This is a genomic window from Erythrobacter colymbi (assembly GCF_002155685.1).
Classification (GTDB): Bacteria; Pseudomonadota; Alphaproteobacteria; order Sphingomonadales; family Sphingomonadaceae; genus Erythrobacter; species Erythrobacter colymbi.
In genome coordinates this window covers 22,391-42,432 of the sequence record NZ_MUYK01000015.1, presented here as the reverse complement: position 1 = coordinate 42,432, position 20,042 = coordinate 22,391, and the positions used below count along the sequence as shown (strand labels likewise).

The 20,042-nt window shown below is 62.6% G+C and carries 27 protein-coding genes; 23 read left to right on the top strand and 4 right to left on the bottom strand.

Translation table 11 applies throughout. From position 1 onward, the window contains the following. Window position 1 precedes the first annotated feature (1 nt). The 6 genes from BZF57_RS17495 to BZF57_RS17470 all read left to right on the top strand — a co-directional run bounded on the left by BZF57_RS17495 (window position 2) and on the right by BZF57_RS17470 (window position 3,533). Window positions 2–394: a DUF6915 family protein gene (locus BZF57_RS17495; RefSeq protein ID WP_086740434.1), complete on the top strand. Its 393-nt coding sequence runs from the start codon at window positions 2–4 to the stop codon at window positions 392–394. Then, a complete protein-coding gene (locus BZF57_RS17490; protein WP_086740432.1) occupies window positions 384–728 on the top strand; it encodes a hypothetical protein in 345 nt (114 codons plus the stop codon). Before BZF57_RS17495 ends, BZF57_RS17490 begins: the two co-directional genes overlap by 11 nt. 23 nt (window positions 729–751) lie before the next feature. Then, window positions 752–1,444 carry a hypothetical protein gene (locus tag BZF57_RS17485; RefSeq protein ID WP_086740430.1) on the top strand — a complete coding sequence of 231 codons (693 nt, stop codon included), beginning with the start codon at window positions 752–754 and terminating at the stop codon, window positions 1,442–1,444. Beyond that, complete coding sequence (locus BZF57_RS17480) at window positions 1,441–2,604, top strand: phosphoadenosine phosphosulfate reductase domain-containing protein (RefSeq protein WP_086740428.1); 1,164 nt, start codon at window positions 1,441–1,443, stop codon at window positions 2,602–2,604. Before BZF57_RS17485 ends, BZF57_RS17480 begins: the two co-directional genes overlap by 4 nt. Continuing rightward, on the top strand, window positions 2,601–2,903 hold the full coding sequence (locus BZF57_RS17475; RefSeq protein WP_143738553.1) for a hypothetical protein: 303 nt from the start codon (window positions 2,601–2,603) through the stop codon (window positions 2,901–2,903). The genes BZF57_RS17480 and BZF57_RS17475 overlap by 4 nt, the downstream gene beginning before the upstream one ends. Window positions 2,904–3,038: 135 nt before the next feature. After that, window positions 3,039–3,533, top strand: coding sequence for a hypothetical protein (locus BZF57_RS17470; RefSeq protein ID WP_162291042.1), 495 nt, complete (start codon window positions 3,039–3,041; stop codon window positions 3,531–3,533). Between the two features lie 20 nt (window positions 3,534–3,553). On the opposite strand, the gene BZF57_RS17465 is transcribed toward BZF57_RS17470, so the two are convergent. Both BZF57_RS17465 and BZF57_RS17460 read right to left on the bottom strand, forming a co-directional pair. Then, window positions 3,554–4,393, bottom strand: coding sequence for a sigma factor-like helix-turn-helix DNA-binding protein (locus BZF57_RS17465; RefSeq protein ID WP_162291041.1), 840 nt, complete (start codon window positions 4,391–4,393; stop codon window positions 3,554–3,556). A 114-nt stretch (window positions 4,394–4,507) separates the two neighbouring features. Continuing rightward, window positions 4,508–5,101, bottom strand: coding sequence for a hypothetical protein (locus BZF57_RS17460; protein ID WP_143738552.1), 594 nt, complete (start codon window positions 5,099–5,101; stop codon window positions 4,508–4,510). A 389-nt stretch (window positions 5,102–5,490) separates the two neighbouring features. On the opposite strand from BZF57_RS17460, the gene BZF57_RS17455 reads away from it, so the two are divergent. From BZF57_RS17455 to BZF57_RS17405, 11 genes are all read left to right on the top strand, one after another. Next, window positions 5,491–5,943 carry a DUF736 domain-containing protein gene (locus BZF57_RS17455; RefSeq protein WP_086740418.1) on the top strand — a complete coding sequence of 151 codons (453 nt, stop codon included), beginning with the start codon at window positions 5,491–5,493 and terminating at the stop codon, window positions 5,941–5,943. A 139-nt stretch (window positions 5,944–6,082) separates the two neighbouring features. Next, window positions 6,083–6,331: a hypothetical protein gene (locus BZF57_RS17450; protein WP_086740416.1), complete on the top strand. Its 249-nt coding sequence runs from the start codon at window positions 6,083–6,085 to the stop codon at window positions 6,329–6,331. A gap of 119 nt (window positions 6,332–6,450) precedes the next feature. Further along, window positions 6,451–6,726, top strand: a complete 276-nt coding sequence (locus BZF57_RS17445) for a type II toxin-antitoxin system Phd/YefM family antitoxin (protein WP_086740413.1) — start codon at window positions 6,451–6,453, stop codon at window positions 6,724–6,726. Beyond that, a complete protein-coding gene (locus BZF57_RS17440; protein WP_143738551.1) occupies window positions 6,710–7,126 on the top strand; it encodes a hypothetical protein in 417 nt (138 codons plus the stop codon). The genes BZF57_RS17445 and BZF57_RS17440 overlap by 17 nt, the downstream gene beginning before the upstream one ends. 50 nt (window positions 7,127–7,176) lie before the next feature. Continuing rightward, window positions 7,177–7,905, top strand: a complete 729-nt coding sequence (locus tag BZF57_RS20925; protein ID WP_143738550.1) for a hypothetical protein — start codon at window positions 7,177–7,179, stop codon at window positions 7,903–7,905. An 85-nt stretch (window positions 7,906–7,990) separates the two neighbouring features. Next, window positions 7,991–8,233 (top strand): hypothetical protein, encoded by a 243-nt coding sequence (locus tag BZF57_RS20920; protein ID WP_143738549.1) that lies wholly within the window; start codon window positions 7,991–7,993, stop codon window positions 8,231–8,233. Between the two features lie 646 nt (window positions 8,234–8,879). After that, the gene (locus BZF57_RS17425; RefSeq protein WP_196490270.1) at window positions 8,880–9,215 is read left to right on the top strand and encodes a single-stranded DNA-binding protein; all 336 of its coding nucleotides are present in this window, start codon (window positions 8,880–8,882) and stop codon (window positions 9,213–9,215) included. Window positions 9,216–9,273: 58 nt separating this feature from the next. Continuing rightward, window positions 9,274–9,540, top strand: a complete 267-nt coding sequence (locus BZF57_RS17420; protein WP_086740405.1) for a hypothetical protein — start codon at window positions 9,274–9,276, stop codon at window positions 9,538–9,540. Further along, window positions 9,537–9,881, top strand: coding sequence for an A1S_2505 family phage non-structural protein (locus BZF57_RS17415; RefSeq protein ID WP_086740403.1), 345 nt, complete (start codon window positions 9,537–9,539; stop codon window positions 9,879–9,881). Before BZF57_RS17420 ends, BZF57_RS17415 begins: the two co-directional genes overlap by 4 nt. A gap of 70 nt (window positions 9,882–9,951) precedes the next feature. Next, window positions 9,952–10,140, top strand: coding sequence for a hypothetical protein (locus BZF57_RS17410; RefSeq protein ID WP_086740401.1), 189 nt, complete (start codon window positions 9,952–9,954; stop codon window positions 10,138–10,140). Window positions 10,141–10,204: 64 nt separating this feature from the next. Beyond that, a complete protein-coding gene (locus BZF57_RS17405) occupies window positions 10,205–10,735 on the top strand; it encodes a hypothetical protein (protein WP_143738548.1) in 531 nt (176 codons plus the stop codon). Window positions 10,736–10,764: 29 nt separating this feature from the next. On the opposite strand, the gene BZF57_RS17400 is transcribed toward BZF57_RS17405, so the two are convergent. After that, complete coding sequence (locus tag BZF57_RS17400; RefSeq protein WP_066542624.1) at window positions 10,765–10,998, bottom strand: hypothetical protein; 234 nt, start codon at window positions 10,996–10,998, stop codon at window positions 10,765–10,767. A gap of 343 nt (window positions 10,999–11,341) precedes the next feature. Here BZF57_RS17400 and BZF57_RS17395 point away from each other — a divergent pair, with 343 nt between their 5' ends. The 4 genes from BZF57_RS17395 to BZF57_RS17380 all read left to right on the top strand — a co-directional run bounded on the left by BZF57_RS17395 (window position 11,342) and on the right by BZF57_RS17380 (window position 16,482). Next, window positions 11,342–11,869 (top strand): hypothetical protein, encoded by a 528-nt coding sequence (locus tag BZF57_RS17395; RefSeq protein ID WP_086740397.1) that lies wholly within the window; start codon window positions 11,342–11,344, stop codon window positions 11,867–11,869. 1,047 nt (window positions 11,870–12,916) lie between these two features. Next, on the top strand, window positions 12,917–13,945 hold the full coding sequence (locus BZF57_RS17390; protein ID WP_086740394.1) for a DUF2493 domain-containing protein: 1,029 nt from the start codon (window positions 12,917–12,919) through the stop codon (window positions 13,943–13,945). A gap of 340 nt (window positions 13,946–14,285) precedes the next feature. Continuing rightward, complete coding sequence (locus BZF57_RS17385; RefSeq protein ID WP_073981505.1) at window positions 14,286–14,537, top strand: hypothetical protein; 252 nt, start codon at window positions 14,286–14,288, stop codon at window positions 14,535–14,537. 1,384 nt (window positions 14,538–15,921) lie between these two features. Beyond that, on the top strand, window positions 15,922–16,482 hold the full coding sequence (locus BZF57_RS17380) for a hypothetical protein (RefSeq protein WP_143738547.1): 561 nt from the start codon (window positions 15,922–15,924) through the stop codon (window positions 16,480–16,482). Window positions 16,483–16,585: 103 nt separating this feature from the next. Here the strand turns inward: BZF57_RS17380 and BZF57_RS17375 are convergent, their stop codons facing one another. Beyond that, a complete protein-coding gene (locus tag BZF57_RS17375) occupies window positions 16,586–16,804 on the bottom strand; it encodes a hypothetical protein (protein ID WP_086740389.1) in 219 nt (72 codons plus the stop codon). Window positions 16,805–17,300: 496 nt separating this feature from the next. On the opposite strand from BZF57_RS17375, the gene BZF57_RS17370 reads away from it, so the two are divergent. After that, window positions 17,301–17,594, top strand: coding sequence for a ribbon-helix-helix protein, CopG family (locus tag BZF57_RS17370; RefSeq protein ID WP_086740387.1), 294 nt, complete (start codon window positions 17,301–17,303; stop codon window positions 17,592–17,594). After that, on the top strand, window positions 17,581–20,040 hold the full coding sequence (locus BZF57_RS17365; protein WP_086740385.1) for a type IV secretion system DNA-binding domain-containing protein: 2,460 nt from the start codon (window positions 17,581–17,583) through the stop codon (window positions 20,038–20,040). The genes BZF57_RS17370 and BZF57_RS17365 overlap by 14 nt, the downstream gene beginning before the upstream one ends. The last annotated feature ends 2 nt before the right edge of the window (window positions 20,041–20,042 follow it).

The window sequence follows — 20,042 nt, the reverse complement described above, 5'->3', positions numbered from 1 at the left end:
CATGTCGCACTGCTACTATCATGCGCTCTCCTCGGTGAAGCGCTGGGGCGGATGCGTCGAAGACTACCGCCCCTTGCACGACTGGTTCGACCAGTCGAAGGCCATCATCGCCGATCCGCGCCACCGGGCGCTGCGCCACCACGCCGAAGGCATCTTCATGCTCGAGGCACTGTTTGGCCAGACCATCACAAACAGCGACGGGCATATCGTGCCCGTCCGGCTGATCGGCGAACAGCATGTGCTGGAGGATCTCGGCCACATCCCGTCCTTCGCCGACTGGGCGCGCGCCATCCGCCCCGAAGCCTGGATGCTGCGCGGCAATCCCAAGGGATCGCCGGGCCTCGATCCGGCCATCACCAAGGCCAGCCTGAAGGAGGCCAGCCATGCTCACTGACAGCGAACGCTTCGCCTTCGTGCCCCATCGCATCCATGTCTTCGAAACGAGCGGCAATGCTTACGACGGCGTCCAGACCGACGACCGGATCGCGACCGGCGACCTTTTGCTGGTGATGGACGAGGCCGTCGTCGGCGTCGCCATGACCTGGCCATTCGCCGTCACTGCCGAGGCCGGACACCTGCACCAGGTTGCCCCCAAACCCGGCGACACATTCGACGAGCTCGCCATCTCGCTCGGCGTCGATCCGGAGGCACTGCGCCGGGCGGTAAGCCTTGCCCGCCAACTCGGATACGGCATCGAACCAGCACTTCAGTCACTCACGACGCCCTGACAGGTCAATTCAAGGACACCATCATGGCTAACAATTACCTCTACGCCGCATTCGCGGTGAGCGTCACCGCGTCCGAAGCCCAGCTGATCGCCAATGTCGAGGCCGCGATCGATGCCATCGAGCAGGATCTTCAGGGCAAAGCCCGTCAGGAAGCCTTCGATGCCCTTGGCCCGGAGTTCGCTGCCACATTCCCGCCTACCAGCGACGACCCCTTCTCGGGCCTCATGCCGATCTTCCCCGACGAGGACTTCCCATGTCTCGATGCAGACGTCACGATCGAGGAGGGCGATGCAAACGGCACACACACCGTCAGCTTCAGTGGCCACCAATTCGGAATCGAGCAGGTTGCGAACCTGCTGTTCGCCTGCGCCAAGTCGACCCTGCCGATCGGCTTCGAATACGCCTACACCTGCGACAAGCTGCGCAACGACGAGTTCGGCGGCGGTGCCGTGATCATCACGGCCGACGGCATCGATTACCACAGCACACACGCCATCGTGCGCGAGGCGCTGTCGAAGGAACCCCTGCCGACATGCGCGCGCCTCGTGCTGACCATCCGCGACCCGGAACACGGCCTGATGTTCTGGAACACCGACACAGGCTTCGGGGATCTCGCTTCCGCGACGCTATTTAGCGAGCAGGAAGCCGCCGATTTCGACGTCCCCATTGCCTTTGACGAACCCGAGTGGCTGGCGTGCCCGGCAGGCGTTCCATGAACGCGCTATCGGTCCTGCGCGCAGGCACTTTTCCGGGCGCACCGCCGATCGCGCTGCCGACCGCGATCAAGGCCGCCCTGCGCCAAGGTGCCTGGGTGGTCTTCAACCTCTCGGGCGGCAAGGATTCCTCAGCTGCGCTCTTTGCCGCGATGCCCATGCTCGATGCACTCGGCCACCCGCGTGACCGGCGCATTGCCATCCATGCCGACCTCGGCAGGGCCGAATGGGACAGCACCGCACAGACCGTCGCAAGCATCGCTGCAAGAGCCGACATCGCGCTAACGATCCGCCAACGCCAGAGCGGAGACCTGTTCGACCGCTGGAACCAGCGTTTCGAAGCCGGCAAGGCACGCTACGAGGCGCTCTCGACCTACAACCTGATCGGCCCCTGGTCATCGGCGTCGCTGCGCTTCTGTACGTCCGAGCAGAAGGCACAGGTCATAGGCCCATACCTCGCCCGCCTCCTCGCCGGTGAGACCATCATCCAGGTCATCGGCATTCGGCGTGACGAAAGCAGAGCAAGGGCAATCGCGCCAGACTGGAAGCACGACACCCGCTTCGCAGCCAACGGCAATCGCGCCGGCACCCGGATGATGATCTGGCATCCGGTCATCGACTGGTCGACCGCCGATATCTTCGCCTTCCATGAGGCAAACGCCATCCCGCTCCACGAAGCCTATACACGTTACCGCTCGAGCCGCCTGTCCTGCCGATACTGCGTGCTGCAATCGCTCGCCGACCAGCAGGCAGCCGCCTCAGCCCCATCCAACCAAGAGGCTTTCATCCACCTGGTCGAACTCGAGGCACGCTCGACCTTCTCGTTCCAGCCCGGTCGCTGGCTTGCCGACAGTGCTCCGCACCTGATCCCGGCGAGCCTCACTGCCAGTGTCGCCCGTGCCAAAGAGGATGCTGACGAACGGCGCCGTCTCGAAAGCACCATGCCGCATGACCTGCGATTCCAGAAAGGGTGGCCGCCGCGTGTGCCCACGCCCGAGGAAGCAGCACGGATTGCAAAGGCACGCGACCCCCTTCTGCGACGCCACGCGCTCGAAAACCGCTTTCCACACGGCGACGACGTTCGAGGCCGCTTCGCCGAGCTGATCGCTGCCAAATCTTCAGGAGCACGGCAGCCACATGCTCCGCCGAGGAACCTGTCATGACACCCTCCCCCGAATACCTGCGAATGATCGCCGCACGCAATGCGACTGAGACGCGTCTCAGAGAGCTGGATCGGAGACTTCGCGAAGCCGCCGACCGCGCGGTGGACTCACCGGCAGCCCATCGCGGCGACAGCGGATGGCGCAAGAGCGACGAGGCCGCCTACCAGGCCGCACTCGCCGCGCTTCGCTACCGCAGCCGCAACGAAATCGGCGCACTCACAGTAAAGCTCGACCGGCAGCAGGCTGCCATTCGCGCATGGCTGGCGAAGGCGGGCGGGCACAGGGCCAAGCGCAACTGAGCCGCCATTGCTCCCGTCAGCGACGCGGCGGGCGTCCCCCGACGGGACACATCAGGCTGCAGCGCAACAAAGCCTTGCGCTGCAATCGTTTTTAGATTCAAACCCACTCATCTGAAGGGGCGCATCATGGAGATTGTGTATCACTTCGACACGGCAAGCGCAGCCCTGCGCGCTTGCGACAATGGCGACGTCGTTAGCGGATCGGTGCTGGTCATCCCATCCGATTGCATCGTCGGTCTCGCAAGCAATCCGCCGCGCGCAATCACGGCGCGCGCTGGGCCTTTCAAGCCCTTCTTCGGAAACTCGCGCAGCGCCATCCTGACCGAAAGCCAGCATGGAGCCGAGCAGATCCGCGCCGGCGTCGACGAAGCCTACCGCCAGGGTTTCCCGGTGCCAGAGGCCCTCGCGGATTTCGCGACGCTCCGCTCCGAAATGTCGGCTTGTGCCCGCGAATACCGCCTGACCAGCGACGAGGTACTCGCGCTGGTCGAAGCCTGCGAAGCGCGATCCACCGAATTCTGGAACACGCTCGGCCAGGCCGGGGCCGATTCCAGCGCGGCCCGAATTCTTCAGGCCGCCATCACGAACCTCTCAGCCGCACGGCGCAAGCTGCTCGACCGGCCCCTTTAACGCTCTCAGCATCGGCCGCGCTAGACGCGATGATGGGGCATCCCGAAGCGCTGAAAGACAGTGAGCTCCCAAGGCAGCCATATAAGCAGCACGAATGTGACAAGGAACACGACGGCAGCCTCAGGAGTCAAAACCAGCAGCAAGCCTGCAACAGCAGGCACCCAAAGCATCAGGAGCGGAAACCGAAGATCGATCATCTCAGTGATCTTTTTGACCACGCTAACGGCCCGACGAGGCGATAAGCGATCGTCAGAGACGCCATCGAATGAATGGTCTGACCGAACCACGCGACGATCAGAACCTGCAAGCCCCTCGATAACAGGCAAGCGCCCGGAAACCCTTTCCTGACTGCGCGCCAACTCTTCCGCATTACGCCGACACTGCGCCACCATAGCCTGCTCGATTTCGCCAGCCCTGCGTTCCAGGTCCGCCCGTTCCTGCGCCGCGCGTGCATCCTGCCATGCCGCATACCTCTCACGCGCGGCCCTGGCTTGCGCCTCATCGACTGCGCGCTGCTTGTTCAGTTCGGCCCGTTCCTCGGGCGTGACACGACCACTTGCGTGAAGGTACCAGAAAATCTTGCGCTGCGCCTTCCTGACCATCTGATCCGCGCCATTGCCTGTAAGGCCGAAGACTTCGCCTATCTCGGCAAAGGTCATCGGACCATCGCCGCCGGCGCCGCATAATCCATATCGCAGGCGAATCGCACGCTCCAGACGTGGGGGCAACGAAAGAAGCGCGGCGGTGAGCCGGTCGCGATCAGCAAAATTCTCATCCATTTCGACGGTGGCATCTTCGAGGTCTGAAAGCGCCTCGATCCCATGTACCAGGCGCTCCACTACGTAGTGGTCGTCATCCACCACCGATCGCCGCCGCCCCATGCGATCAGCACTCTTGAACCAGCGCAGATGACGCTCGATGGCGACGACCGACCCATGACAACCGCAGGCATACTGAGCGCTGTGACATGAGCATCAGCCAGTGCTCATATCATAGTTGATCTTGCAATATTCCTCACCGTCAGGGTGTTCGTACCAGTCGAACCAAAAATTGTCTGACGCGAGAGCCTGCTTTCGGTCTTCGAGCCGGTCGATCTGCCGAAGCGCAACTTCCTCGTCACGCTTTCGTCTCAGCCAGGGAGCCAGCGCCACGACGACCCAGGGTACACAGATACAGACCGCCATCAACAGCGCCATGGGTATCGCCAACCCCAGCATTGCCCCGTGATGCGCGCCGACTGGATTGCTCGAAAAGTACACAAGGCTGCCAACACCGCCAATCGCCAGCACCCCGGCGAGGAGCGGAGGGATCAGAAAGCCCGGCGTCCACGCCCGGCGCGCACGCACCTCGACAAGAGCCTGCTGCAACCGCATCGCTTCGCTCTCGTGGCGAAGCTCTTCCCAATGGATGGCGTTTTCCTCGGCTTCCTCCTGAGTTGCCAGAGCTTCTCCCTCTTCCTCGATCGCAGCCTGAATCGCGACACGACGTTCGCGGTGCTCAAGCCTGCGCGCACGAAGCGCGACGACGCGAGGCGGCGGATAGATTGCGACTGAGACCATATCGAGCAACCGGCAATTGGAACCAGGACACAAAAAATCCCACGCACCCCCAGTGGGGTCAATCCGGGAATTTTTTTCCTACAAGTCTGCGGCGCATGGACCGGCGCGTCCTTTTTAGCCTTTCGCGAATTCATCGGCCCTCCGGCAACTATTCGGTCGGCGCACTGAAAACAGGCACGGCTTCTGAGCTTGCTTTCCCGAATGCCCGACCTCCGCTCCGCATAACCAAAGCCCCCAGAGCTCCCTGAAACGATCCCATTGGCACGCCAGAAGCGTGGCCAATGGAGGGCGCGCGACCCGCGCGCCTGCTCGTCCCGCGAGCGGGCCGAGGAGAGGAGGGGGATTGAGAAGGGTGTCGAGGACGATGGTGTCCGAGACGCAATCTCAGGAGAAGCATCATGAACATCGGTTCCATCAAGCAGAACGACAGCGGCGTTTTCATCGGCCGCGTTGACACCATGGCTGTCGCGATGACGATCGCGCTGAAGCCGGTCAACAGCAACAATCCGAAGGCTCCGCGCTTCGAGATCCATGCGCTGACCCCGGCGCGCAAGTGGATCCAGGTCGGCGCGCTGTTCGAGCTGTTCTCGAACAACACCGGCGAGGCCTTCCTCAACGGCAAGATCGACGATCCGTCGATGACCGCGCCGCTGCAGATCTCGGCCTTCCAGCAGGATGACGGCAGCTACAACATCGTCTGGTCGCGCCCGACGCGCCGCCGCGACGTCACCTCGCAGCTCGCGTCGAAGCAGGACGAGATGCCCGCCTTCGACATGGGCGAAGACAGCACCGGCACCAGCGGCACAGCCAGCGACGGTCTCGGCGAATCCACTGCCGAATTCGCCAGCTGACACCAGCTCCCCCAGCGCAAGGCGGCTCCCAGTCCTCCGGCCGTCTTGCGCACCTTCGGGCCCGTCTCTCTCACCCCGAGAGACGGGCCCTTTCTTTTGCAGGCACGGCCCAGGGCCGTGCCCTTGGAAAGGACATCTCATGACCACCATCACCGCCATCATCGATGTGCGCGAACACACCGGGGTGCCCGGTAACGCCACCATCGAGCTCACGCCCATCGGCACGATCGGCGGCATCAGGCTCGCTGACGGCCGCCACGTGCGCCCCTGGATCACTTGGGAGCTCGAGGAGGCCGACGGAACGCACCGCGACCTGACGTTCGATGAGCTCAGCGAACTCGGGTTCGTACCGACCCTCGACAAGACCATCGCCATCGAACTTGCCTGATGCGATCCGGACAAGTGCCGCTTCCAAAACGGAAAATCGGCTGATGCCGATTGCAGGGGCAGGGCGCTTAACTCTATTCTGCCGCGGGCAATACACGCACCTCAAGGAGCAATCCCCTCATGGAACGCCACTTCACCGAGACGATTTCCGCCTCCGCCCTGCGCAAAAACTTCGATGAAACCCTCAAGGCGGCCACTACGCGCGCAATCGGGATCGAAGAGAAGGGCGCGATATCAGCTGTCCTTGTTCCAGCGCATGAATACGCTTCACTGCGCGCCCTTGTCGGACGCGCGATACAGTCAAGTGCTCTGGCGGACATCGTCAAGGATCTCACCTCGCCCCGTCCCGGAGCGCATCCCCACTCGCCCGAAAGGTACGATGATGCAGCAGCATGACCCATCAAACCATCCCGAGGCGGGGGGAATTGTCGACTTCCACTACATCGAACTCAAGGATGTGGGTGGCAAGACCAGCGGCGAGCAGGATCTTCGTCCATGTCTGATCTGGAATGTTCGCGTAATCGAGATGATTCAGCTCGTGGCCGTGCTGCCGATCGTCTCCGGCGCAACCAAGGCACGCGTCGCAATCTCGCCCGCCGAACGCGCCGCGCTAGGCCTCGCGGATACTACCGATGTCGTCTTCGAGGAAGCGAACGTGTTTCTATGGCCCGGACCTCACCTTGAGCCGCAAGCCGATCGCAGCCTCGTCCGACCTCGCCGAGCCTCGAAGCAGCTGCTGAACGCAATCGCCGACGGCATGACCGGGCGCATCTGCAACATCATCTTCCGTCCCTGACTGACATCCGTCCAAAACTGCCGATAGGCTCTCTGTCCCAGGAGAACGCCATGCCAGATGAGAAGCCAACCGCCGAGCGACGCATGACCGCGAACCTTGCTGTCTACCCTTTCGCCATAGCGCGACATTGGCGGGAGGTGCGGGCGTCCGACGGTACGCGTATTCCGAACCACCTCTTCGCTTCATCACGGGCAGCCGCGTTCATTCTCGAAAACGGTCCACCCGAGCATCTCCGACGGGAATGGAACATTCCGCCGGGCGCGATTCATGTCGGCCCCGCAAAAGAGAGAGTCGACGATGTAATTGCCTATCTTGGCCTGAGTGATGCCGACATCCAGTTTCTCGAGAACTACTACCGCCTGACCGGGGGCATGCGACCGTTCTCGCTTCTCACCGACCGCCGGAAATTCATGGCGCTGTGCAAGCGCACTCCGGGCTTCACGATCGACATGCGGGACATCGCCAAGCTGGCAGCCCCTGCATCGACGGATGCCCGCTATGCGGACCCGGAAACGCTCGATGAGCTGCTCTATCTCGATCCCGGCACGCTCGTCCCCCTCAATACGACCTATGAATTCGTCCTGGGCAAGGGCGATCGAGAAGCCGGGCGCCGCGCTCTCAACGAGCTTGAGTTCGGAGCAGACATTCTCGTGCGAGAGGACGGCGTTCACATCGCAATCAAAGACTTCGTGGGTTTTATCGAAACAACCCCAGATGACCCACCGCCGCCCAGCCCTATGAATTGGCTCCGCCAACTCAGACGACAAACAGGTCGCTAATTTCGCTAAGCACCTGACCGCAGAGCAGCCGAGCGTCCTGACCAAGGACCGCGGCGCGCTTCGTGCCGCCTAATGGAGCCCCGCAATGCATGACAACCTGATCCGCATCCCGAAGCGTTTCCTCGACGATCATCTTGAGCGCGACCTCCCGACGCCCAGGATCATTCGAGAAACCGCGTCCCATTATTTCATCGATCCCCGAGACCCTGCCATCGGCGAACTCGCCAATGATGCCAGCCACTATGCAGACGGGCTCGATGAAGCACCGTCGGGAGTCGTCCGGTCGGCCCGAGCCACGCTCCGCGCGATCCGGCCCGCAGTGCATTGATCATGCACCGCCTTCGGCGGTGGCAGCCGCCTCAGCCCGATCGCCGGCGCCTCCTTGTACAGCAAACCAGTGGCAGCACCGCAGCGCCGCCCCTGCCATGGACGGACCATTCGCCCTCGAACTGACGACCGGCGCCGCTCCATCCGGTGCCGCCGCCTTCCAGCGCGTTGGAATGCCCGATACCGACGAGCCGGCCGCCCTTGCGTGCTGCGGAAGCAGGCAACCCCGTGCCGAAGCCTGTGACATGCGAAACTCAGACGTCCGGCGCAGCCACTTCGGGCACCCTCGGACCACCGCCGCAGCGGGCCACCCGCTGACCAGGGCTCGGCTCCGCGTATCGTTTCCGTCCGGTATCGCGGGCGGCGGGATTTTCCCCCGGCGAGCCTGTGCACGACGAGCCTGACGCTGTTCAATCGAATCAAGGCCCCTCGTGTCCGACAGCCCGTCCGCCGCCAGTGCCCCTGCCTCTCTGGTCGCGGTTAGGGCCAACCTGCGAAAATGCGAGCCGTGTTGCTCGGCAAGCCGAGCTGCCCGCACCACCTCGATTTTCGAGGTTTCCCGCGCATGCGCGCGGTGTCCCACCACTCCCGCCGAGGCTCGATAAGGGCACCGGCGGACGAGCCGCCGGCCACAAGGAGGCTTTATCATGAACAACGTCAATCTCGTCGGCCGTCTCGCCAAGGACCCCGTCGCCCGCGACACCGGCGAAACCCGCGTCACCGAGCTGATCCTGGTCACCGAGCGGCCCGTCATCCGCGACGGCAAGGTCCAGAAGGATGCCGAGAGTGGCTACGCTCTCAAGGACGCCGAATTCCACAAGGTCACCGTCTTCAACGGCATGGGGCTGCCGCTCCGCGAGCACAAGAAGAAGGGCGACCAGCTCGCCGTCACCGGGCGCATCCACTACTCACGCTGGAAAGACGCCGACGGCACCGAACGGTACGGCACCGAGATCATCGCCGAGAACGTGATGTTCATCTGACCCCGCAGGGGCGGCACCGCAATGCCGCCCCTCGCTTCGCTTCGATTGGAGAACGACCATGTCATCGCTTGCGCCCATCCTCAATACCGGCTTCGCCCGCGCTGCACAGCAGCTGCCGCCCGATACACGTCCGGTGCTCGCCCTGCGCCCATCGTCGTACAGCTGCTGCCAGTACGAGATCGTAACCGCCCGCTACATGCCCGACCATCGTCCCCTTGCGCCGTGGCGCGACCTGTCCGGCGACGACCTCGCTGACAGCGGCTCCGACCAGGTGCTTGCCTGGGCATATGCCGACGCCATTCTGATCCCGGGAAGCGCGCGATGACCGAACCCGTTTTCGTCTTCGGCAGCAATCTTGCCGGCCGCCACGGCAAGGGCGCAGCCCTGTGGGCACGTCAACACCGCGGCGCAATATACGGGCAGGGCATCGGTCTGCAAGGCAACAGCTACGCCATTCCCAGCAAGGACCACCAGCTGCGCACCCTCCCACTTGCTGCCATCGAGAGCCATGTCGACACGTTCCTCGCCTTCGCGCGCTCTCGCCCCGAGCTCGCATTCCAGCTGACGCCCATAGGCTGTGGCCTCGCTGGCTATCGTCGCGAGCAAATCGAGCCGATGTTCGCGGACGCGCCGCCCAACGTCCTGTGGCCACCCGAATGGCGCTGATGTAATCAACCCGTACATCAGCCACTCGCCGCTGCCCTGTTGAGAAGAACACCAAGAGAAGGAATCTACAATGCCATTCGACCCGACGAACGTCCCCGCAGAAATCTTCAAGAAGCTTTCGATCGCCCTCATCAATGGAACGGACGCTGACCTTACAGCCGAAGAAGTCAAAGCGCTCGTCGACGCCGGTCTGCTTGAAGCCCTTGAAATGGCAATTCTCAAAGAGAAGCCTGAGCCAGGGGCAACAACGGAGCATTAAACGATCCCATACATCACCCAGTCGTCACTACCCTGCTGAGAAGCACGCGAAAAAGGATCTCGCCATGCGCAAAAGACCATTGCCCAACTACCAAGAACGGCTCGTCATGGTCAGCTGGCAGCACCTCTCTGCCGAAGAATGCCAGCAGCGTGCTCTCGCCGCCCTCTCGCCGGTCATGTGCAGGGATGCGACCAATCCGCATACGGAATGGACCTACTGGGATCCGCATGGGCGTGATCACTTCGCGGACCACGCCGGGCAATTGAGTGGCTTTTCCGCGCTGCAGGTCGATCTGCTACGCCCCACCTTCGACTACCTGCATCTGCGCGATGCAGATTGCCTCATGGACACCATTGACGAAGTCGACGACCGGATTCTGGCGGTCATCGGGGCGAGCTGCACATGGCTGTTTGCCACCATGAGCACCGAAAACGACCACCCACTCTCGGGAGCACGGCGAACGCTCGTCATGCTCGATTGCGACAGGGACGGACGCGAACGCGATAACTCTCCGGGATTCGCTACGCTGCCGCGCGACACGCTGCTCGAGATCGAGCGCGACCTTGAGGATTACATTCTCGACAGCCTCAGTTGATCGGCAACCCCCCGGTTCACAGTCACGGTTCACGGTTCACGATCAAGGATTACGCCCGTGGCATCGATCTTCGCCCCTCGGTGGCCGCAGCTGCACCTCAGGTGCTGTGCGACCATGTCCAGCTTCATCGGAATCGACTTGGCGAAGCACTGATCGCGCAGCTTCGACGCGGGGACCAGCACGACACGCCGGCATCTGAGGCATTCGATCTGCGCATTGAGCCCATGACGAACCAGATCGGCGACTGTGTCGATACGCTTCATTCCCATGAGCAGCGTAGAACATCATGAGAACATGATCGTCAACTCGTATGGCAAGCCAGGCAGGGGGTAACCTCTCCCGACCTTCGGCCGGGACCGCGCTCTACTGCGCGCCCCGCGCCGCGGCCCTGGCTGCGCTAGGGCCTGCGTCTGCGGTTCGCTCCGCCGAGCCCCTGAAGAGTCTCGGCCCTGCGGGTGACGATCGCTGACGCACTGCCGCGCACCGCGCTTACGCGCTCCGAGATTATCGCAGAAAATCTCGAGTTGTTGTGACCAGTCAGGCGAACCCTTCCAACCGCCGCCCTGTCGCACTATCCAACTGGCGACCGCACAAAGGTGATTGAGTATGAAACCCAATACCCATCGCAGCTCGCAGTTCACACATGAAGATGACTACCGCCTCAACTTTCCGACCACCCTCACCGATGTTTATATGGGCCTGACTTTGCGAGACATCAGCATGCGGTACTTGCTGGACGCAACGGCGGACGGTGACGCGGCCAGGCTCAGCATTACAGCAAACGTCCAAGCATTCCGCGCTGACGATGGCATCATAATGTCGATAGGCTCGTGCAACATTGACCTTATAACCGATTGGCACATCCAGTACGATTTGGGGGAAGGCGATTGGCAACCTTGGGGCCCATTCCAGAACCTTCCCCAAGGGTACATCGAGCTTCTCAACCCGCTCCATTCGCCAAATCGCGGGGCGATGGGCGATGTGACCTCAATCGGCGCTATCGTTCTATCGGACCGGGCGATTAACCGGATTGCGAGCCAAATCCGCGCTCGGCCGGAATCTGAAATCAAGATTGCGGGGCAATTGAGCGATGCAGATTTGGTCGCCGTAACAAACCTCAACATGAGCCATTAGGAACAAAGCGTGACGTCTACCGACCTTCGGCCGGGACCGCGCTCTATTGCGCTCGACGCCGCCGCCCTAGCTCAGCTCAAGCTTCGCTAAGGGCTTCGCGTGCCCACCTCGCTTCACCGACCCCCAAGGGGTCTTGGCCCTGCGGGTGACAATCTGACGCATTCAGCCGCGCACCGCGCTTACGCGCTGCGGCCATGATGAGCGGGGCTTTTCCAGCGGCTCGGGCTTCGCCCGGGCTTTGCGTTTTTGATGGCCCCGCCGGCCCTCGGTCCCGCCGCGCGCCGCGCGAGCAGCCGGGGACCGGACGACGACTGCCGCCGCCGCCTCGATCTCCGACATGCTTCGCGCGTGCCTGCTGCGGCTCCTGCGGGGGCCGATTCCTGTTTCGCTGACGCAATTTCTACCGCCGCCGCCCTGCGGGCAGGTTCGGCGGTCCCTACCCATCGCTGCCTGCCGCGGCCCTGACGGTCCGCGTGCGCGGCAACGCCGGTCGGGAGCTTTACAGCCGTAGTTCGCGCGTATGCGCGAAAGCGCGGCATTCGGCATCCTCCGGCCGGTCAAGGATCGGCACAGGCTGTCGCTACGCTTGCCTGAGCCGCCCGCGTGGCGGCGATGCGCGCTGGTGCCCGCGCGATCGTCCCTGACAGTCCGTCATCTGCCGAGCAGCCACGCTGAACGGCTTCCAAGATGGGAAGTGTTCCCGCTGTTAACCCTTCGTCGGGCCGAAGGGGCGGTCCGGTGTGGCGCTGAAGCGCCTGACCGGCCCTGCCTTCGTCTCTCTTCCTCGGGGCGGGAACGTCTCTTCCACACACACAGGAACACCTGCCGAAACATATCAGTCTTCGGCGCTCGTCAAGGATCGCGGTCCCCCCAATTTTCCGCCGGGTGACCGTGTCGCTGCGCGCCGGCCACCCGGCAGAAAATCGGCTCCCCCGCGCCCGCAGGGCGGCGGCGCGACAAGCGCGCCGTCCCTGACTGCACGCCTCCCGACTGATGGGTTTTCGGGGTTCCCGTCGTGGGAACGATTTCAATCAATTGGAGGCTTTTATGACCAAGATTTCGAACCTGTCCGACCTCGCGATCCTCGCTGCCGAGATGCGCGCTTCCCAGATCGAAGCCGACATCGCCAATGAGTTCGGCCACGCCAACAATGGCGAATACAGCGCCGCGTTCATCGAAACGAGCGAGATGGCGAAGCTCAGCATCGTCGCCGAGCCCGAGCATGCCGACATGCCCGATCCGGAAATGTCTGCCGCCGCCGTCGAACTCATGATGAAGACGATGTTCGATGTCCTGCGCGATACGAGAATGCAGGAATGCGCCGCAGATCTCGCATGGGGCTTCTGCAACAGCTTCCACATGGTCGCCAAGCGCATCGAGGGGCGTGAAGACGACGCCGCCAAAAAGCTGGGCGAGCTCGCCCGCAATTTTGACCCTTCGGAAATCTACGCGACCGAGCTGGAGGAAACACAGCAGCTGTGCCAGACGCTCGAAGGCATCCGCGCAGCGCTCGAATGCATGCGCGATCACGCCGCCGAGGTCTACCGCGTCGAAACCGGTCGGCCGTTCTCGACGGTCAGAGGCAGCCGGGTGTCGAGCAAGCTCACCGCCTCGGTGGTCGACGCCCGCGACTATCTCGCCGGACGCGCCCAGCGCCGCCGCGAGCAATACGCACCCGAAGGCCCGGTCGTTGCCTTCTCGGGCGGAGCACAATGGCACGATGACGCAATCATCTGGACCCGGCTCGACAACATCGCCAAGCGCATCCCGAACATGATCCTCGTGACAACTGCTCAAAACAAGGGCTGCGACACGATCGCACGCTGCTGGGCGGCCTCGCGCGGCATCAAGCTCGTCGAGTTCAAGCTCGACACCAGCAAGGGCCGGAGTGCAGGGTTCGTCCGCAACGACCGGATCGTCGCTCTGAAGCCGGTTGAGGCGATCGTCTGCCAGGGCTCGGGCATTCAGGCCAACTTCGCTCAGAAGCTTCGGGACGCCGGAGTGCCGCTCCACGTTCTCCGCCTCGCAGACCAGCGCCCTGACGAGCTCGCCAGCGCAGCGCGCACGGCTCGCTGAGCACCATGGGAGGCTCCGGCATTCGCCGGAGCCTCCCTTTTTCTTCTGTCGCGCTGACACGGGCTCAGGGGGCATCGAACCCCCTTCGCCCGTCGGGGACGCTCGATCTGACGATCGAGGAGGAAAGGGGGAGAGGGGGCTGTGGGGCGAGGAGGAGTGTCTCGTGTCGTCCCAGTCTGACGGTTGCCCGCTGGCACGCGTCAAGGATCGCCGGTCCCCCCAATTTGCTGTGCAAACCGGCTCCCCCGGCGCCCGCTGGCGCGGCGTTCCTGAAGGAACGTCCCTGACCCGCTGGCAGGCACCGTCCCTCGGGAACTCCCATCGAGCACAGGAGGTTCACATGGGCATGCAACTGGAATTGTTCAAAGCACTGCGGTCTGTTAAAATCGACAGCACCGACGCCGAGAAAGTCGTCGAAGAGCTGGAAGGACACATCGCGATGAAGGTCACTGAAGCCAACGCTCCGTTGATCGCAGAGCTTCGGGCCACCCGTGAAGCGATCTCGAGGGAAGTCGAGCGCACCAAGTGGTATTTCAGCACCGCAATCGTGATTGCAGGCTTGGTGATCGCAATCACCAACGCACTGAACTGAACCAGGGGGCTTCGGCCCCCTTTTTACTCGACATCTATGCACTCAAACCGGCGCGGCGCTGCTCGCCAACGCATCGGCACATGCGTGCCTCGCTGGCATCGCCGCCGCGCCTGCCGCAGCGCGTGATCGAAGCATCGACGGGCCGTCGTCGGCCCGGGCTGGGGCGACCCTCGGCGCGCGGGCACCGGCAGTCCCTTGCTGGCCTTGCGGACCTTCGTCCGCATCGGCTTCGCGCGGTCTGCCGTGCGCCCGATCCCGGCGCGGCGCTGCTCGCCAGCGCATCGGCACATGCGTGCCTCGCTGGCATCGCTGCCGCGCCTGCCGCAGCGCGTGATCGACGCATCGACGGGCCGTCGTCGGCCCGGGCCGGGGCGACCGTCAGCGCGCGGGCACCGGCAGTCCCTTGCTGGCCTTGCGGACCTTCGTCCGCATCGGCTTCGCGCGGTCTGCCGTGCGCCCGATCCCGGCGCGGCGCAGCTCGCCAGCGCATCGGCACATGCGTGCCTCGCTGGCATCGCCGCCGCACCTGCCGCAACGCATGATCGAAACATCGACGGGCCGTCGTCGGCCCGGGCTGGGGCGACCCTCGGCGCGCGGGCACCGGCAGTCCCTTGCTGGCCTTGCGAACAGTCGTTCGCATCGGCTTCGCGCGGTCTGCCGTGCGCCCGATCGCGGCGCGGCGCTGCTCGCCAGCGCATCGGCACATGCGTGCCTCGCTGGCATCGCCGCCGCACCTTCCGCAGCGCGTGACCGACGCATCGACGGGCCGTCGTCGGCCCGGGCTGGGGCGACCCTCGGCGCACGGGCACCGGCAGTCCCTTGCTGGCCTCGCGGACAGTCGTCCGCATCGGCTTCGCGCGGTCTGCCGTGCGCCCGATCCCGGCGCGGCGCAGCTCGCCAGCGCATCGGCACATGCGTGCCTTGCTGGCTTCGCCGCCGCGCCTGCCAAAGCGCGTAATCCACGCATCGACGGGCCGTCGTCGGCCCGGGCTGGGGCGACCATCGGCGCGCGGGCACCGGCAGTCCCTTGCTGGCCTTGCGGACAGGCGTCCGCATCGGCTTCGCGCGGTCTGCCGTGCGCCCGATCCCGGCACGGCGCTCCTCGCCAGCGCATCGGCACATACGTGCCTCGCTGGCATCGCCGCCGCGCCTGCCTCACGATGATACTTGAATAATTTTCGGCAGATACGTAAGTCCTGCTGCGCAGCTCTCCCCAAGACAGCTGCCAGCAACCCGAGGTCTCCCATGAGACCACCCTAGATGGCCCTGCACAGCGACCCGGCAGGGCCATCATTTTTATCACCATCGTTGCCGTTCGCGACATGTCGCTCACAGCAAGAGGGGAGGAGGATTGATCGAGCGTTCCATTGAGGAGTGCTTGACCATGACAATGACCTTTCAGCTGCAGAGCAAGGTTGCTCCAGTCTCGAAACCGGCATGCATAACGCTTCAGCAACTGACTGCCTTCCGAGCCTTCGCGCAATCGCATGGACAACTTGTCGGCATCTTTGACGACCCCGATTTCTCATACTTGGCAGATGGCTTCGATGCCCGCGTGTGCCCATGGAGCTGGGCGACCCTAGCCCGACTTTTTGGGAACCAGGAAGCGGTAATCAGCGTCATCGAAGAAGCGCAATTTCTCGGCCTGAACGTCCGTATCTGGAGAGAAAGCGCTGATGCTCAAATTATGATGGGCGTCTCCTCGACTCCAGACGGCGCCTTTCCGATCAATCTCAGCGATACCAATGGTCAGCTTCTGCTTGACGCAATCGGCATGGGCAACGCTCCGACAGGGTCGATTGACGCCGATGATTTGAGCCAAGCAATCAATGATCCACCAACCCGCCGACATCTCACATGGGGCGGAATGGAAACATGCCTCGAACAGCTCGACAGGATGCTTCGCGCATGCCTGTCAGCCGATCCACAACTCGTCTGGCGATAGCCTCCAGCCAGACCAAACGAGAAGGGCGCTGACCATGTCAGCGCCCTTCTTTATTTGCCTTCACGGCTTCGAGAATCCTTACCGCGGTTTCGAAACGCTCCTGCTAAGCCAGAAGACGCTTCTCGACCTCTTCGATTCCGAGCGATTTCATACGGCTCAGAAGGGCCTCAAGACGGTCTGAATCGAGCTTCGTGAGAACGCTCTTTGCCATCGCCGATGCACGCTCTTCGGCTTCGCGTTCCGCAAGCCTCTTCTTGCGCTCTGCGAGCTTCAATTCTTCCTCACGAATTGCGGCTCGTTCCTTCTCGATCTTAGCTGCCATCACACGTTCCCTTATCGCCCTGCGCTGCAAAGAATAGGGCTATCCTTCTGAGGATCAAGACGGCAGTGAATGTCCAATCGCTGAACAGCGATTGATGATGAAAGCGCCTTCGCCAAGGCTTGGCGCTTTGGGGGCGGGATCGCTCCGCGCAGCCCAATCATCCCGTAGCCGAACGCACCGCGCAGCGGCTTCGCCACAGGAATTCCAGACTCACATCAGGACCAAAGACCAGGACGGCACCAAGGCCCGGTCGCAGTCCCTAAGGAGTGCACACCCTATGCGGCGCCCGCGAACAGATTTCGACTTATATTCAACGCACTATCAGCCGCTATCAGACTATCATTTCCTATCAGGACGGCGTGAACGCGTCTATCTATCTCATATCTCGATTGAATCTGCAATTTCAAATTGATAGTCCTTTTCAGTTTCGGCGGGGCGGCTGCTGTGCTAAAAGCGACCTGCGGAAGTCCCACCATCCACCTCGAGTGGATGGAAAATGTCAGACAACAACTTCATCAACCTGCGATGCAACCCGCAGGAACTGGCTTTAATCGACGCCTTGGCAAAGCAGCGAGGTTGCACCCGCAGCGAAGCTGTCAGGATTGCGATCAGAGCAGGGGCTGACCCCGCAATGACGGGTCTTGCAGTGGACCTGCGACGCCTCATCCTCCTGGTGGAATACACGCAAGCTGCAGTGGACATCATAGTCCACCGCGAGCACGCCGACGTCGCTCCGGAAATCGAGGCAATTGCCAATGAGCGCATGGAGGAATTCCATGCGACGCGATGACATCCGTTTTAGCGGCAAGGGTGCCACGATCCAGCATCATTCCGCACGCGGAAAGGTAACCCGAAATGCCGGCAATTTCACTCGCGGATCGCAGCTCGTCACCCACGAATTCTGGATGTGGTTTGCGGGGATCAAGATCCCGCTGCTGATCTGGTTTCTGGTCTTCAGCCTCGCACTTGCCACGACCGTCAGCCTCTCGCTCAGCACGCCTGAAATTCATCTCGTCCTGATGCGCATGTATTCGGGTCTTTGGTCGCTGATGCTGCTCGACCCAACGAAGGTCATTCACCTCACTCTTCCCAATGGGATGATCCGCCCCACGCTGATGGGGGCAGTGCCTTACGACCCCTACGTTGCCTCTGCCTCAGCCAAAGCGCTTCGCTGCCTCCTTGGATCGGCTTTCATGGCCATCTTCATCGCTGCACCGCTCAGCATCTGGTTCATCGAGTTCTCCCGGAAACGCGGCAAAACGATCCTCGAAGAACGCCATGAACGCGGTGCGATGCTGGTTGAGCGCGAAGTCTTACGAGCCGAGGTCCGGGCCCATAACGGCAACCGTTTTGCCTATGAATGCTCGCGTCTCGATCCTCCGCGCGAACCTACTGACATCATCAATCTGGACCGCCAGCAGAAACGAGAGCTTGGGATCCATCAACCCTACGTCATCGCAGGCATTCCCTACCCGTGGCGACTTGAGCAAAGTCACACCATGCTGATCGGCACGACCGGTGCCGGGAAGACCACTCAGCTGCGCTCGCTCGTCACCCAGCTGCGCGAACGCGGTCAGAATGCCGTGATCTTCGATCTGACCGGCGCGTTCGTCGAAGCCTTCTACAATCCGGAAACGGACACGATCCTCAACCCCATGGATCAACGGTGCGTGCCCTGGACCATCTTCAACGACTGCGAACTCTATGCCGATTTTCTGACGGCCGCGACCGCTCTGATCCCATCCCACCCCGATGAGAAGGAGCCGTTCTGGCAGAACGCTGCGCGTACGCTGTTCGTTGAAATCTGCATGAAACTCAAAGCCGACGGCGAGATGTCAAACGCGGCCATTGCCCACCACCTCATGACCGCCAACCTGAAGCAGATCCATGCCAAGCTGAAGGACACTGTCGCGGCTCCCCTGACGGCGGAAACTGCGGCCCGCATGGCGGAGTCAATCCGGTCGGTCTTCAACACCAACGCCAACGCCATCCGCTACATCCCAGACCCTTCGCCCGAGAAGCCTGACAGCTTCTCGATCAAGGCATGGATCAAAGCATCCGAACCAGGCTCGATCCTGTTCATCACGTCGAGCTATTCAGACATGAACTTCACCCGGATGCTGCTGACGCTATGGACCGACATGGCCGTCACCGCCCAGATGACGCTACCGCGCACGCGCGATCTTCGAACCTGGTTTCTGTTCGACGAGGTCAACGCTCTGCATGCCCTTCCTGCCATCGGCAATGGTCTCCAGACTGCCCGAAACTATGGCGGTGCCTTCGTTCTCGGCATCCACTCCTTTGCCAAGCTGGAGGAAACATACGGCGAGAAAGGCGCGACCAATCTGGCCGGGCTTGCGCGCACCAAGCTGATCCTCGCCACGGCCGATTACCAATCTGCTGAACGCTGCGCCGAATTCATCGGCAACCGCGAGGTTCGCCAGATGGATGAAGCCTACAGCTACGGCTACAACAACACCCGCGATGCATCGACCCTGACGCCGCGCAAGGCAATCGAGCCGCTGGTCATTCCCGACGACATTACAAACCTCCCGTCGATGCACGGGTTCATCAAGTTTCCCGATGGGTTTCCGGCGGCGCGTATCAAGCTTCAGTGGAAAGATTACCCGGAGGTCGCCCCGGGGTTCATGCGGGTCACCAGCATGGAGCCGACGCCCTACAAGCCGCCCGAGTCCAAACGGCCGGCGAGCCGGCCTGTTGGCGCGGAAGGGGGGAGTGAGGGTGGTCCTGAGTCCTTGCCGCCAACCGGGCGCGTGGAGGCTGAGGAAGCCGAGCGGGAGACAACCGAGGCGCTGGAAAAGGCGGACGGCGCGGAGAAAGCTGACAGGCGTTCGGATGCCGAAAAGGCAGCCGATGCGATGTTCGTCAAAAGTGCAGTCACAGACCGGCACAGTGCGGACGATCTTCAAGGCAGGGACAACTCGGCCACCAGCGGTGAAGCTGAAGATCAAACACCGAGATCACGATCGATCGCAGTGGGATCGCGCTATGCCACCGCAGCGGCCGACAAGACCGAAATCGCACGGCAACAGGCGAAGGACGCTCTGACCGATAAGACCCTGGGAAAGCAGGACCGCGACCGAACCGAAGAACAGATCCAGCGCGAAAACCGCGAGGGCGCGGGAACTGACCAGAAGGATCAGGGCCAAGGCCACGAGAGGGAAGCTTCGAACGATACTCCCACGATCGACGATGACTTCGGGCTGGGAGACTGATC

Coding starts and splice junctions, on each gene's coding strand:
- BZF57_RS17475 (WP_143738553.1), top strand. CDS start 2,601: ATGACACCCTCCCCCGAATACCTGCGAATGATCGCCGCACGCAATGCG.
- BZF57_RS20920 (WP_143738549.1), top strand. CDS start 7,991: ATGCATGACAACCTGATCCGCATCCCGAAGCGTTTCCTCGACGATCAT.
- BZF57_RS17440 (WP_143738551.1), top strand. CDS start 6,710: ATGATGCAGCAGCATGACCCATCAAACCATCCCGAGGCGGGGGGAATT.
- BZF57_RS17495 (WP_086740434.1), top strand. CDS start 2: ATGTCGCACTGCTACTATCATGCGCTCTCCTCGGTGAAGCGCTGGGGC.
- BZF57_RS17370 (WP_086740387.1), top strand. CDS start 17,301: ATGTCAGACAACAACTTCATCAACCTGCGATGCAACCCGCAGGAACTG.
- BZF57_RS20925 (WP_143738550.1), top strand. CDS start 7,177: ATGCCAGATGAGAAGCCAACCGCCGAGCGACGCATGACCGCGAACCTT.
- BZF57_RS17385 (WP_073981505.1), top strand. CDS start 14,286: ATGGGCATGCAACTGGAATTGTTCAAAGCACTGCGGTCTGTTAAAATC.
- BZF57_RS17410 (WP_086740401.1), top strand. CDS start 9,952: ATGCCATTCGACCCGACGAACGTCCCCGCAGAAATCTTCAAGAAGCTT.
- BZF57_RS17405 (WP_143738548.1), top strand. CDS start 10,205: ATGCGCAAAAGACCATTGCCCAACTACCAAGAACGGCTCGTCATGGTC.
- BZF57_RS17400 (WP_066542624.1), bottom strand. CDS start 10,998: ATGAAGCGTATCGACACAGTCGCCGATCTGGTTCGTCATGGGCTCAAT.
- BZF57_RS17485 (WP_086740430.1), top strand. CDS start 752: ATGGCTAACAATTACCTCTACGCCGCATTCGCGGTGAGCGTCACCGCG.
- BZF57_RS17395 (WP_086740397.1), top strand. CDS start 11,342: ATGAAACCCAATACCCATCGCAGCTCGCAGTTCACACATGAAGATGAC.
- BZF57_RS17375 (WP_086740389.1), bottom strand. CDS start 16,804: ATGGCAGCTAAGATCGAGAAGGAACGAGCCGCAATTCGTGAGGAAGAA.
- BZF57_RS17415 (WP_086740403.1), top strand. CDS start 9,537: ATGACCGAACCCGTTTTCGTCTTCGGCAGCAATCTTGCCGGCCGCCAC.
- BZF57_RS17490 (WP_086740432.1), top strand. CDS start 384: ATGCTCACTGACAGCGAACGCTTCGCCTTCGTGCCCCATCGCATCCAT.
- BZF57_RS17365 (WP_086740385.1), top strand. CDS start 17,581: ATGCGACGCGATGACATCCGTTTTAGCGGCAAGGGTGCCACGATCCAG.
- BZF57_RS17445 (WP_086740413.1), top strand. CDS start 6,451: ATGGAACGCCACTTCACCGAGACGATTTCCGCCTCCGCCCTGCGCAAA.
- BZF57_RS17480 (WP_086740428.1), top strand. CDS start 1,441: ATGAACGCGCTATCGGTCCTGCGCGCAGGCACTTTTCCGGGCGCACCG.
- BZF57_RS17420 (WP_086740405.1), top strand. CDS start 9,274: ATGTCATCGCTTGCGCCCATCCTCAATACCGGCTTCGCCCGCGCTGCA.
- BZF57_RS17390 (WP_086740394.1), top strand. CDS start 12,917: ATGACCAAGATTTCGAACCTGTCCGACCTCGCGATCCTCGCTGCCGAG.
- BZF57_RS17455 (WP_086740418.1), top strand. CDS start 5,491: ATGAACATCGGTTCCATCAAGCAGAACGACAGCGGCGTTTTCATCGGC.
- BZF57_RS17450 (WP_086740416.1), top strand. CDS start 6,083: ATGACCACCATCACCGCCATCATCGATGTGCGCGAACACACCGGGGTG.
- BZF57_RS17425 (WP_196490270.1), top strand. CDS start 8,880: ATGAACAACGTCAATCTCGTCGGCCGTCTCGCCAAGGACCCCGTCGCC.
- BZF57_RS17380 (WP_143738547.1), top strand. CDS start 15,922: ATGACAATGACCTTTCAGCTGCAGAGCAAGGTTGCTCCAGTCTCGAAA.